This window comes from Erythrobacter dokdonensis DSW-74 (assembly GCF_001677335.1).
Taxonomy (GTDB): Bacteria; Pseudomonadota; Alphaproteobacteria; order Sphingomonadales; family Sphingomonadaceae; genus Erythrobacter; species Erythrobacter dokdonensis.
On record NZ_LZYB01000002.1, the window covers coordinates 244,073 to 257,000 of the forward strand.

The window sequence follows — 12,928 nt, forward strand, 5'->3', positions numbered from 1 at the left end:
ATGCTTTCCTTCCGACACGCAACCGGCGTGGCCTGTTTCGTCCTTGCTTTTTGCGCGGGTCACGGATCGCTCGGCGCGCAGGACACCGCGAGTGCATCGGCGATGTCCGCGAAAGACACGAATTCACAAGTCGAGGATCAGGCAGACCTCAGCCGCTCGTCCGGCCTGTTGCCGTACGAATCGTTCCAGCTCGAGAACGGGCTGACCGTGGTCTTCCATGTCGATCGCTCCGATCCGGTTGTTGCGGTCAATCTCACCGCGCATGTCGGTTCAGCACGGGAGGTGCCGGGCCGGACTGGCTTTGCCCACATGTTCGAACACCTGCTGTTCCTCGAATCCGAAAATCTCGGCAAGGGCGGCCTTGACCGGCTGAGCGCGCGGATCGGCGGATCGGGTGCCAACGGCTCGACCAGTCGGGATCGCACCAATTATCTGCAGACCGTGCCCAACAATGCGCTCGAGAAGATGCTCTGGGCCGAAGCGGACAAGCTGGGCTGGTTCATCAATACGGTGACAGACCCGGTGCTCGCCAAGGAGAAACAGGTCGTCAAGAACGAGAAGCGGCAGGGTGTCGACAATCGGCCCTACGGCCATCTGTTTTCGGTCCTGCGCAGCAATCTCTATCCCTCAGATCATCCGTACCATTGGGAAGTCATCGGCAGCCTCGAAGACCTTCAGGCGGCCACTCTGGAAGATGTAAAAACCTTCTACCGCAACTGGTACACGCCGAACAACGTGACGCTTGTGGTTGCCGGTGACTTCGACACAGCGCAGGCGCGGGCGTGGGTGGAGCGCTATTTCGCCGAAATCCCGCGCGGTCCGGAAATCGCGCCGCTGGAGCCACGCAGCGCGACGCTCGACACGGTCAAGAGCTTTTATCACGAGGACAATTTCGCCGAGCAGCCGCTGCTCGCGATGATTTGGCCGGCAGTCCCCGAATATCACCCGGATAGCTATCCTCTGGCGATACTGGCCGCGCTGTTGTCCGACGGCAAGAGCGCGCCGCTCAACCAGGTGCTTATCGACGAGCAGAAACTGACGGCAGGGGTTGCGGCTTTCACGCCCACCAACGAGCTTGCCGGGGAGTTCCTGCTCAGTGTTACGGCCTTCGAGGATATCGACCTTGACCGGGTCGCGGCGGCCATCAAGGCCGGCTTCGCCCGGTTCGAGGAAAACGGCATCAGCGAAGATGCGCTCGGCCGAGCCAAGATCGAGCAGGAAGTCGCGTTCTATTCCGGGCTCCAGAGCGTACTCGGCAAGAGCGCCAGCCTCGCCCAATATTCGATCTTTGCCGGCGATCCGGGGTTCGTCGACCAGGATCTGGCGAATATCCAAGCCGTCACCGCGCAGGACGTGATGCGGGTGTACCGCCAGTACATCAAGGACCGGCCCTTCGTCGCGGCGAGCTTCGTTCCCAAGGGCTCGCCCGATCTTGCGCTTGCAGGTGCAGTGAAGGCCGATGTCGTCGAAGAGCAGGTTGTGGTCGGCGCCGAGGAGGAGTTCGACGCCAGCATCGCGGCAACCTACGAACCCACGCCTTCCACCTTCGACCGGAGCATCGAGCCGCCCGCAGGCGCGTCTCCGGTGCTCGCGACCCCAGACATCTGGGAGACGCAGCTGGCGAACGGCCTGACGGTGCTCGGCATCGAGGACAAGGAAATCCCGCTGGTCGAGTTTACCCTGTCGATCGATGGCGGCCACCTGCTTGATACGCCTGAAAAGAACGGGGTGGCCAATCTGCTTGGCGAGATGATGACCCGCGGAACGGCCAAGCGGACGCCTGCCGAACTGGAAGAGGCAATCGCCGCGCTCGGCGCCGAAATTGAAGTTGTCGCCTCAGACGAGGCGATGCTGCTGCGCGGGGAGACGCTGGCGCGCAATTTCGTGCCGGTCATGCAGCTTGTGACCGAAATCCTGCTTGAGCCGCGGTGGGATGAGAACGAGTTCGCGCTGGCCAAGGCCCTGACGGACAGCCGGATCCTTGCCCAGCAGACGGACCCGACCCAGCTTGCCGATCTGGCGGCGCGGTACGTGACCTATGGTGCGGATGATATCCGGTCGCGCAGCGCGCTTGGCAGCCGCACCAGCCTTGCCAGCCTTGGCCTCGATGATCTCAAGGCCTTCTACGCGGCCAACCTCGATCCGCAGATCGCCAGTTTCCGGATCGTCGGCGATGTCCCGCAGGCGGACGTGCTGGCGGCGCTCGCACCGCTGGCTGACGCCTGGCCGCGCGGCACGGCGCAGCGGCCTGCTGCCCAAAGGCCTGCGGTGCCGGACAGGGCCGGGATCTATTTCTACGATTTGCCGGGCGCGAAACAGTCGGTCTTCATGTTCACCCATCCGGCCATGCTACGGACCGACGACGATTATTATCCCGCGACGGTGGCAAACTATCGGCTGGGAGGCGGCGGGTTTGCCTCGCGTCTCACGCAGGAGCTTCGTGAAGGCAAGGGCTACACCTATGGCATCTTCTCCGCCTTCAATTCCACCGCGCGCGAGGGCCGGTTCGACTTGTTCAGCCAGGTCCGCTCTAATGTGACGCTGGAGGCGACCGAACTGGTGCGCGACATCCTGCTCGACTACGCCGGGACCTTCACGACCGAAGACCTTGCCGTGACGAAGAGCTTCTTCATCAATTCCAAGGCGCGGCAGTTTGAATCCTTCCGGGCCAAGCTCGGCATTCTTGCCGATGTCGATCTCTACGATCTGCCCTATGATTATGTCGCAAGGGAGAACGAGATCGTCGAGGCGATCACGGTCGACGAGATCAGGCAGTTGGCGCAGACTTATATTCTGCCCGAGCGGATGAATTATGTGATCGTCGGCGATGCCGAAACGCAGCTTGGACGGCTTTCGGTGCTGGGGCTTGGCGAGCCGGTTGTCCTGAACGAGGCAGTCGACCGGCTCATCCGGTGATGGGCCATCTTGGCTGACGCCGCCCGTCTGGGATCACGGGCAGCGCAGCTCATCGTCATACGCCCCGGGGCGATGCTACTGCGCGATGCGTTTCGGCTTGCCGATCCTTTGCGCCGCAATTTCTTCACGCGAGAAGGGCAGGCGATGCCATTCCTTGCGCGAATAAAGGCGCGTCTGGTCGACGAAATGCGGCGAGGCCGGGTCGGTCGATTGCGAGTAGGACAGGATCGCGTCGGCCACCGGGCCGGTCTGGTCGAAGCCGACGATCTGGATGTAGCTTGTGCCGTGGACAGGAACAAGGCCGCCCGCGGGCGAGGGGCGCGCGTCCTGATAGTTGAGCACACCCGCCGTGCCCGGGCCGCCATGGATCGGAATCGCCTCGCTACTGGCAGTCCAGCGTTGAACGTGACCCCACGGAGCATCGAGCGCGATGCCCGCCTTGTCGAGATCGGCGACCGTCTCGGCCAGCGTGGCGAGCAGCCTTTCGCCCTTTGCGCCCGCGGTGGCGAGATCACGCGGGGTATTGACCGGATCGGCCGGATCAAACTGCACCGCCCACAGATCATTGCGCGACCCGGCCTTGGCCCAGAAGGCACGGAACAGTGCCGCGCCGCGGCTCGACAGCTCGTAGCGGCGATCCCAGCCCGCCAGCGCCGCGCAGCCGCGCGCAAGGTTCGCCTCCTCGTCCGTCGCGCTTTCGCACAGCGCCAGCAGCGGTGTCACGACCATGTCCGCGGCCAGGCTTTTGTTGGCAAAGGCCATCGCCTTCGCGCGGGCGTGATCGATCTTGCCCGCTGCCAGAAGCGCTTCGGTTTCGGTGAAGTTCGAGCGGCTGCGCAATGTCAGAGCGCTGGCATGCTTGCCCAGCACCGGCGAGAGCGCGGGGTGAGGCAGGCGCGGATTGCTGAGCCAGTAACTATCGTTCGAGTTGGTGAGATAGCTGCGCACGATGGTCGCGGCCTGTTCAGTAGCGGGCATCAGGCCGGGGACGGATGTGCCCTCGGCGATCTCCCAATCGCAATCCGACCGCGTACCGTCGAGCAAGGTTGCAAGCGAGGCGAACAGCGGCGAGAGCGGCGTCGAGCAGGCGGCAATCTTGGTCGCCGAAACGTTGGGAACCGCGGTCACATCGGCATGGAGGGCATCGCCGAAGCGGTCGGAAGCGATAGTGTTGACCCAAGGGATGCCCAGAGTTTCGCTTACCGCAGCCTTGACTTCGGTAACATTGCCGGCCTTGCCGATCCGCAGCCAAGTTTCGATCGCGCGTTGGTTGCCGCGATTGGCATCCTTGACCGCATAGGCGCTCGTCGCGCTCCAGATCACGCCCGAATCCGGAGCGACAAAGACCGGGCCAAAGCGGGTGGTGTAGAGTGTGCGGGTGACTTCTGGCGTGCCCTCGGGCATCGGCACGGTGATGGTGCGCGGTTCCATTGCCACGCTTTTCCCGTCGAGCATGTAGCGGGTCGGATCGTTCGGATCGAGCGCCAGCGCGTGGAGCGTGAAATGGCGTGCGGCGGTGACAGTGTGAGTCCAGGCGACATCCTTGTTGAAGCCTAGTGTCGGTATCGGGGTGCCGGCGATGCCCACCCCCATGACATCATAGCCTTCCGGACCGGTGACATGCAGCTGCCAGAAGCGGCTCGGGCCGTTCCACGGAAAATGCGGATTGCCGATCAGTAGGCCGCGCCCGTCTGCCGTGGTGTCGCCCCCGAAGGCCCAGCCGTTGCTGCCAATTCCCAGCTCGCCGGGGCGGGGCAGGGCCATAGCCACCTTCGCCTGTTTGGTGCCGGGAGGCGTTGCACCGGCGATGCCCGGCGCCAGCGCCAACGAGCTTGCCAGCAGCATCTGCTTTTCGGTCAGGCGCAGCACGTCATCGAGTGTGATCGGGCGCACCCATGACTTGCCGCGACACTTTGCGGGAATGCCCTTGGTCCCTGCCTCCTTCAGGAAGCGGTTGTAGCCCGCGACATAACCTTCGGCGAGCCCGCGTGCCTCGCGGCTTTGCGTCTTCAGGCCTTCGCGCAGTGCGGGCAAATCGATTGCAGCGCGGAAGAACACGTCGGAGGCCAGATTGTCGACCTCCTGAAAGCCGAGCACAGCCTTGGCTCCCGGCCCGAAATGACGGGAACGCTCGCCTGCCACGGTGGCGAATTCCTCGGCCAGCATGCACAGGTTGTCCTCGGCATAGGCATAGGCCACGCCGTATCCGACGCCCGCCCATGTATCGGCCTCGATATGCGGGATACCGTAGGTGGTCCGGGTAATGGTCGCCTCGAAGCGGCTGCGCGCTTCGGCTTCGTTCGCCGGGGCCAGCGCAATCGCGGCCAGACAACCAGCCACGAGTGTCATGCGTTTCATGCTCGTCCCTCTCCTCGCGAATCCTCTCGGCAGGAGGCTATGGGAAACCGCGCGGTAAGGCAAAGAGACAAGAAAAAGGGGCGCCCGGCGCAGTGCCGGACGCCCCAGGCGTGTGCCTCAAATCCCGCAGGGGATCAGAAGGTGAAGCCAGCGGTCAGCTTGTAGAAGTCGCCGTCATTGCCGCTTTCAACGTCGGCGCCGGCAGTGAAGCGGGCGAAGAAGCCGTTGTCGGTCTTGAACTGAATGTAGGGGCCGACCCATTGGTAGACCCGTGCGGTCGACCCGCCGGGGAAGGTGTTGCGGGTGTTGCTCAGCAGTTCGTAGTGCGCACCGGCAGAGACATTGTCGCTGAACTTGTAGCCCGCGTTGATCCAGGTGTGCAGGAAGTCGAGCGCGGCATCGCCGTTGCGGTTACGCAGAGCGGCGTAGTAGCCGCCGTAATATTCCGCCTCGAAGGTGTCGTCGGAATAGTTGACGGTCAGGCTCGGCACGATGCCGTCGGCGAAGTTGCCGCCGGTTCCGGCCGGCACACCGTTCGGATCGCGCGCACCGCCCGACAGCAGCGCCCCGTTGGTGAGGCCGATCTGCGGCTTGATCACGAAATTGCCGCTGTAGATGGCAGCGCCGACGCCGAATTCGGTCCAGAGGTCGGAGCCGAGGCCGGTGCCGAAGGCATCGGTGGTCCAGATGATGCCGTAGAAGCTGAAATCGACATTCTCGCTGACCGGGATCAGGCCGTTGAACGCCGGATAGAAGCCGAAGAAGCTGTCCTGGTTCAGCGTGACAGTGAAGGATTCCGAGCGACCGCCATTGTCTCCGCCCTGCGCGGCAGCGGCGGCAGCGGCGGTGATCGCGGCGCTGTTGACGACAACTTCGCCATTGCCCGCGGCAAGGCCCGGCGCTGCACCGGCGGCGGTGAGAACTACCGGGGTCGCTTCACTCGAGGCGGCGATGCTCACGCCCGACAGCGCTTCATTGGATTCGGCATCGACCAGCGGAGTGGTTGCGGCTGCGGCGAGGCTGGCGGCAGCCTTCTCGGTCAGCATGACCGGGGCAGCGGTCTCGAATGCGGAAGCCTGGCCCTGCGCGAGCGCGGGCGCGGAGAGAGCAGCGGCAACGGCGAGGGCCGAGACAGCGGATGCGAAACGGATGATCATGTGGAACGCTCCTTAAGAGAGGTGGGATCGTTCCGCCTGCGTGCTGCGCTTTGCCTCTTGTTGCGTGCGGGCTTGATGCGCGGCAATGAAAGTCATTATCGAAGCATCGCTTCGGCACAAATCTTTTATGACTTCCGCCTGTCACATTATCAATGCTGCGTTGCAATATTGCATCATCTGCAATATTTCCAATCTCTTAAGATATGCAGGCACGGAAGGAACGCTCATTTCGGCGGCATCCGGATCGCGCCGTCGAGCCGGAACTGGTGCCCGTTGATGTAGGAATTGCGCGCGATCTCCAGCACCAGCGAAGCGAATTCCTCGGGCTCGCCGAGGCGTTTGGGGAAGGGGACCGAAGCGTTCAATTGTGCCCACATCGGCGGATTGCGATCCTTCATTCCCAGCATCAGCGGCGTCGCGAAGATGCCCGGCATGACCGAGTTCACGCGGATGCCGAGGTCCATCAGGTCGCGCGCCATCGGCAGCACAAGGCCGTTCACCCCGGCCTTGCAGGAACCGTAGATTACCTGTCCGATCTGCCCGTCCTGCGCCGCTACGCTCGCGGTGAGGATGATGCAGCCGCGCTCGCCATCGGCGTTGACCGGATCGGCATTGGCCATGCCCAGCGCCGAGATCGAAGCGACGCGATAGCTGGCAACAAGGATCCCTTCCGCTCCGAAGGCATAGTCCTCGGTCGAAAGGCGCTTGTAAGCCCCCGCTTCCTTGTCCCAGCCGAGCGTCTTGCCGCGCCGGCTTGCCATGGCGCAGTGCAGCGTCACGCGCTCCTGGCCGTGGGCGGCGCGGGCGGCGGCAAAACCGGCCTCGACGCTGGCCTCGTCCATGATGTCGACATGGTGGAAGGTGCCGCCGATCGCCTTCGCGTGTTCCTCGCCAGCTTCATCGTTGATGTCGAAGATCGCCACTTTCATGCCCGCATCGGCAAAGGCTTTCGCGCTTGCCTTGCCAAGGCCGCTCGCGCCGCCCGTTACCACCGCTGCCATGCCCGCCTCGATCTTCATATGCCTGCTCTCCAGTCTCGGTTGATTGCTTGGACCGGGGCTTAACCGCTGCCGCGGCGCCAGCGCAATTGCGGCATTTGAGCAACATGTTTTTCCGTCACCAATCGGTAACCGCGCGGTCGCCTGTCTGTCACGGCGTGGGCTTAAGGCGCGTCCCGGACACCGCCCGCGACAACGGGCATCGACAGGGGAAATATCATGATTCGCATCCGTCTCGCCTCGGGTAGCGCCGCAATTGCGCTTGCCGCCAGTCTTGCTGTGCCCGCATTTGCGGGCGAGGTCGCCGGGGTGGTGTCCGATTCCAGCGACACCGCAGGCCTGCGTGCTGCCGAAGTGGTGATCGAGGAACTGGGCCGCCGCACCGTTACCGGCGGCGACGGGACCTTCATCTTCAACGACGTGCCTGAAGGCACCTACACCATCACCGCGCGCTATGTCGGGGCCGAGCCGGTGCGCTTTACCGTCAATGTCCCTGCCGACGGGATCGTGCGGCAGAACTTCGTGCTGGGCGATGAAGGTTCGCAGATTCTCGTGCTCGGTCAGGGCGCGAGCCTTGCCTCGGCGCTCTCGCGCAAGCGCGCCGCCGATGGCGTGTCCGACGTGCTGACCCGCGATTCGATCGGTCAGTTTCCCGATCAGAACGTCGCCGAATCGCTGCGCCGCCTGCCCGGTATCAACGTGCTCAACGACCAGGGCGAGGGCCGGTTTGTGACCGTGCGCGGGCTTGATCCGAACCTCAACGCGACCTCCTTGAACGGCGTGCGCGTGCCTGCGCCGGGGATCGATGAACGCGGCGTGGCGCTCGACGTGATTTCCTCGGAGATCATCGAATCGATCGAAGTGAAGAAGTCCCTCACCCCGGACATGGATGCCGATACCATCGGCGCCTCGATCGAGATCAAGACCACCAGCGCCTTCGACCGCAAGAAGGACCTCTACGTCGCCAAGATCGGGGGCAGCTACAACGACTATTCGGGCCAGCTCACGCCGGATGTCGGGTTCGATTTCGCCACCAAGCTTTCCGACAATTTCGGCGTCAGCGGCGGCCTGTCCTATTACAACCGCGAATTCGAGAGCGACAACGTCGAAGCTGACGGGTGGGAGCAGGACGGCAATCTCGTATATGCCGAGGAGGTCCAGTATCGCGATTACGATGTCGAGCGTGAACGCATCAGCGCGACGCTCGGCTTCGATGCGCGCGTGGGCGAGCATACCGAGCTTTACCTGAAGGGCGTCTACAGCGAGTTCAACGATCAGGAATTCCGCCGCGACGTGATCTTCCGGCTGGAAGATGCCAATGTCTCGGGCAGCGGCACCAATGCCGTGTTCGATGACGCGGGCACCGAGATCGAGATCCGCCGCCGGGTCAAGGACCGCTTCGAATCGAGCAAGATCCGCACCGTTGTGTTCGGCGGCGAGAGCCGGTTCGGCGCGTTCAAGGCCGATTATTCGGTGAGCTGGGCCAAATCGGGCGAAACCAAGGACGGATCGCTCGACCCGACTCGGTTCGACGGCAATTTCGAGGATTCAGGCCTGCAGATCGGGTTCGATTACGGTAATCCGCGCATCCCGCTTTATTCGGTGACCGGCAACAATGCCGGCTTCCGCGACCCCGCTAATTACGAGCTGGACTCGATCGAATTCACCGCACGTTCGGTGGGCGAGGACGAGGAATTCGCCGCGCGCTTCGATCTAGGCTATGAAATCTACAGCGATGCCGGGACGCTGACGGTCCAGGGCGGCGTCAAGTCGCGCTGGCGCCAGAAGGACTTCGACGGACGGTTCGAATTCTGGGAGAATGACGATCTGAGGCTTGCCGATGTGCTGGGCGCAGGCCAGACCTATCGCCTGCCGGGTCTCGATCTGGCGCCGCTTCCCGGCTTCACCGAGGCGACCCGGTTCTTCAACGCCAATCGCGGCGATTTCGAACTCAACGACATCGACACCGCGATCGCCAGCAATGTCGAGAATTTCATCGTCGATGAAGACATCTTCGCCAGCTACCTGCTTGGCCGCTGGGAAAGCGACACACTGCTGGTGATCGGGGGCTTGCGCTACGAGCGGACCTTCAACCGCCTGACCGGAAATCTCGTGCAACTGATCGAGGAGGATGGTACCCTCCCGGGCGGCGGCATCGCGCCGGAAGATACGGTGATCGTTACCCCCACCACGATCGAGCGCGATTATGACCACTGGCTTCCCAGTCTCAACATCCGCTATGCCGTGCAGCCGAACCTGATCATGCGGGCGGCCGCCTATCGCAGCCTGGTGCGCCCGAACATCGCCGATCTCGCGCCGCGGATCATCATCGAGGATGACGAGGCCGAGGCCGGCAACCCCGATCTGGTGCCCTACGAAGCCTGGAACTTCGATGCGACGGTGGAATATTACATGTCGAACAACGGCGCGATCACGGCCGGTTTGTTCTACAAGGAAATCGACAATTTCATCTTCGGCCAGCGGATCACCGATCCCGATCCGATCCTGGGGGTCGACATCACCCGGTTGGATACGACCCTTAACGGGGAAACCGCCGAGATCTTCGGGGTGGAACTGGGCTTCTCGCAGCAGCTCGATTTCCTCCCCGGCTTCCTGTCGGGCTTCCTCGTTCAGGCCAACTACACCTTCACCGATGCGAAGGGGCTGATTTCGGACGGCAATATCGCCAGTATCAATGATACGCCGACATTCCGCGAAATCACCTTGCCGAGCGCGAGCAGGCATACCTTCAACGGTGTGCTGGGTTATGAGAAGGGCCCGGTCTCGCTACGTCTGGCGGGCACCTATCGTGACCTCTACCTTGATGAGGTGCAGGGCAGCCCCGAAGAGGACCGCGTCGTCGATGATCTGTTCCAGCTCGATTTCTCGGGCCGCTACAGCATCAACAAGAACTTCCAGCTCTATTTCGAGTGGATCAATATCAACGACGCGGAATTCTTCGCCTTCAACCGGATCGGCGGGCGGGATAATGTGCTGCAGTTCGAGCGCTACAACTGGACAATGAAGGGCGGCGTCAGGCTGACATTCTGATAGGAGCGGCCAGATGATCAGACCCTTCCACGGCTTCGCCCTCGTCGCCTTCGGCATTGTCGCCGCCTGTGCGAGCTTGCCTGCGATCACCGGCGATCCCGCCGTCACCGTTACGGCCCGGGCCGAGACGGTGCCGGTTGGCACCAGCAACGAAGATGCGGCCGATGATCCGGCGATCTGGCGCAATCCGGCTGACCCGGCGGCGAGCCTCATTGTCGGCACAGACAAGAAGGGCGGGCTTTACGTCTATGACCTGACGGGAGCGCAGAAGAGCTTTCTTCCCGCGCCCGGCATGAACAATGTCGATCTGGTCGAGATCGAACACGGGCGCATTCTGGTGATCGCCAGCGACCGTGCCGATCTTGCCACCGCGCATCTGTTCCTTGCGATACTCGATCCGGCGACGGCCGGGCTCTCGCCTGCGGGGCGGATCGCTGTGGGGCAGGGCGAGGGCTACGGCATCTGCATCGCCAAGCCTGCGGGCAAGGACGAGGTGGTGGTGTTCAGCGCGCCCAAGAACGGCACCATCTACCGCACCACCCTGACCGGCACCGCCAAGGACGCGGATTTCGCTGCGACCACCACCACCCTCGCGCAGGTGGCAACCCAGCCCGAAGGGTGCATCGCCGACCCGCGCACCGCCACGCTCTATATCGGCGAAGAGGACGCCGGGCTCTGGGCGATCGACATGAATACGGGCGCCAAGCGCCTCGTCGCCCCGATCGACAACAAGATGCTGGTCGCCGATCTCGAAGGTCTCGCCATCGCGCCCGAGGGCCGCGACGGCGGCTATCTTGTCGCCTCCTCGCAAGGGGACAATGCCTATGCCGTCTACCGCCTGCCGAGCGTTACGCCGGTGGGCCGGTTCCGTATCGCCGCAGGTGCGTTCGGCGGCACCGAGGAAACCGACGGGATCGAACTCGACAACCGCGATTTCGGGCCGCAATTCCCCGGCGGCATTTTCATCGCGCAGGACGGTGTGAACCCGCCGCAGGCACAGAACTTCAAGCTTGCCCGCTGGGACGAAATCCTTGCCGCGCTGGAGAGCGCGCCCTAGATTGCGGGCATGAACCTCTCCGCAATCAGCAGCTCGGACCGTCGCCGCTTCCTCGGCGCCACCGCCTCCGCTTTCGCCGCGCTTGCCGCATCAGGCTGCACGATCCGCACCCGCGGTGCCGACGGTGCGCCCGGCCGGGCACGCCAGCCTGCGAGCTTTGCCGGATATGGCGCGCTGGCGCCGGACCCTGCGGGCCTGATCGACCTGCCGCCGGGGTTTTCCTACCGCGTGATCTCGCGGCTGGGGGACGGCATGGATGATGGCGGCACCGTGCCCGACCGGGCCGACGGAATGGGCTGTTTCGATCTTGGCGGCGGTGAAATCGCGTTGGTGCGCAATCATGAATTGCAGCCCCAGCACGATGCAGGCGGGCCGATCGCCAAGGGCTTCGGCAAGCGCAATGGCGTCTATGTGCCGGGCGGTACCACCACCATTGTGCTCGACGCCGAGACCCTTGCCGTGAAGCGCCAGTTCCGCAGCCTTGGCGGGACGATCCGCAACTGCGCGGGCGGGGTGACGCCGTGGGGCAGCTGGCTGTCTTGCGAGGAAGCCCCGACCGGGCCGGGCCAGCGCTATGGCGACGGGCTCGAACGCAACCATGGCTGGGTGTTCGAGGTGCCTGCCTCTGCGCGCGGGCTGGTCGATCCGGTGCCGCTCACCGCGATGGGCCGCTTCAACCACGAGGCCGCCGCGGTCGATCCGGCCACCGGCATCGTTTACATGACCGAGGACCGCGACGATTCCGTGCTTTACCGCTTCCTGCCCAAGGTGCCGGGCAAGCTGGCCGAGGGCGGACGCTTGCAGGCGATGGTGATCGAAGGTCTGGCCGATACCCGCAACTGGAACAGCCCGGCCATGCCGGTCGGCAAGCGCTATCGCGTCAGCTGGGTCGATCTCGACAATGTCGAGGCGCCCAAGGACGACCTGCGCCAGCGCGCGGCGGCCAAGGGCGCGGCGCTGGTCGCGCGCGGGGAGGGCCTGCATATGGGCGAGAGCGCGATCTTCGCCTGCTGCACCAGCGGCGGGGCCAAGCAGCTGGGCCAGATCCTGAAGCTCACCCCCGGGCTTGCAGGCTCGCCCGACATGGTCGAGCTGTTTTTCGAAAGCGAAAGCACCGCTCAGTTCAATTATGGCGATAACCTTTGCGTCGCGCCCAATGGCCACCTGATCGTGTGCGAGGACCAGTATACCGACGTGGTCGACAACCATATCCGCGGCATCACGCCGCAGGGTAGCGCCTATGATGTGGCGCGGTTGACGACGCAGACCGAGCTTGCGGGTGCCTGCTTCTCGCCCGATGGCAAGTGGCTGTTCGTCAACGTCTATTCGCCTACCGCCACACTGGCGATAACGGGGCCCTGGGCAGCTTGAAGCGCTAAGGGGGCGGGGGC

General features: G+C 63.8%; 7 protein-coding genes. 4 read left to right on the forward strand and 3 right to left on the reverse strand.

Annotated features, from left to right (window positions below):
* Positions 1 to 102 precede the first annotated feature (102 nt).
* Complete coding sequence (locus tag I603_RS05210) at positions 103 to 2,916, forward strand: M16 family metallopeptidase (protein WP_068863299.1); 2,814 nt, start codon at positions 103 to 105, stop codon at positions 2,914 to 2,916.
* A gap of 75 nt (positions 2,917 to 2,991) precedes the next feature.
* Here the strand turns inward: I603_RS05210 and I603_RS05215 are convergent, their stop codons facing one another.
* From I603_RS05215 to I603_RS05225, 3 genes are all read right to left on the reverse strand, one after another.
* Complete coding sequence (locus tag I603_RS05215; RefSeq protein ID WP_068862837.1) at positions 2,992 to 5,274, reverse strand: penicillin acylase family protein; 2,283 nt, start codon at positions 5,272 to 5,274, stop codon at positions 2,992 to 2,994.
* A gap of 134 nt (positions 5,275 to 5,408) precedes the next feature.
* Positions 5,409 to 6,431 (reverse strand): DUF6733 family protein, encoded by a 1,023-nt coding sequence (locus I603_RS05220; RefSeq protein WP_084439864.1) that lies wholly within the window; start codon positions 6,429 to 6,431, stop codon positions 5,409 to 5,411.
* A 224-nt stretch (positions 6,432 to 6,655) separates the two neighbouring features.
* Positions 6,656 to 7,450 (reverse strand): SDR family oxidoreductase, encoded by a 795-nt coding sequence (locus tag I603_RS05225; RefSeq protein ID WP_068862839.1) that lies wholly within the window; start codon positions 7,448 to 7,450, stop codon positions 6,656 to 6,658.
* Positions 7,451 to 7,648: 198 nt separating this feature from the next.
* Between I603_RS05225 and I603_RS05230 the strand changes: the two genes are divergently transcribed.
* From I603_RS05230 to I603_RS05240, 3 genes are read left to right on the forward strand one after another with little or no spacing between them, the layout of a single operon-like run.
* Positions 7,649 to 10,480: a TonB-dependent receptor gene (locus tag I603_RS05230; RefSeq protein ID WP_068862844.1), complete on the forward strand. Its 2,832-nt coding sequence runs from the start codon at positions 7,649 to 7,651 to the stop codon at positions 10,478 to 10,480.
* Between the two features lie 13 nt (positions 10,481 to 10,493).
* Positions 10,494 to 11,537: a phytase gene (locus tag I603_RS05235; RefSeq protein WP_068862845.1), complete on the forward strand. Its 1,044-nt coding sequence runs from the start codon at positions 10,494 to 10,496 to the stop codon at positions 11,535 to 11,537.
* Positions 11,538 to 11,546: 9 nt separating this feature from the next.
* Positions 11,547 to 12,908 (forward strand): alkaline phosphatase PhoX, encoded by a 1,362-nt coding sequence (locus I603_RS05240; RefSeq protein ID WP_068862847.1) that lies wholly within the window; start codon positions 11,547 to 11,549, stop codon positions 12,906 to 12,908.
* Positions 12,909 to 12,928 lie beyond the last annotated feature (20 nt).

What these genes read in the sequence shown, in the direction of transcription:
- I603_RS05210 (WP_068863299.1), top strand. Translation starts at nt 103, where the DNA reads ATGTCCGCGAAAGACACGAATTCACAAGTCGAGGATCAGGCAGACCTC.
- I603_RS05215 (WP_068862837.1), bottom strand. Translation starts at nt 5,274, where the DNA reads ATGAAACGCATGACACTCGTGGCTGGTTGTCTGGCCGCGATTGCGCTG.
- I603_RS05220 (WP_084439864.1), bottom strand. Translation starts at nt 6,431, where the DNA reads ATGATCATCCGTTTCGCATCCGCTGTCTCGGCCCTCGCCGTTGCCGCT.
- I603_RS05225 (WP_068862839.1), bottom strand. Translation starts at nt 7,450, where the DNA reads ATGAAGATCGAGGCGGGCATGGCAGCGGTGGTAACGGGCGGCGCGAGC.
- I603_RS05230 (WP_068862844.1), top strand. Translation starts at nt 7,649, where the DNA reads ATGATTCGCATCCGTCTCGCCTCGGGTAGCGCCGCAATTGCGCTTGCC.
- I603_RS05235 (WP_068862845.1), top strand. Translation starts at nt 10,494, where the DNA reads ATGATCAGACCCTTCCACGGCTTCGCCCTCGTCGCCTTCGGCATTGTC.
- I603_RS05240 (WP_068862847.1), top strand. Translation starts at nt 11,547, where the DNA reads ATGAACCTCTCCGCAATCAGCAGCTCGGACCGTCGCCGCTTCCTCGGC.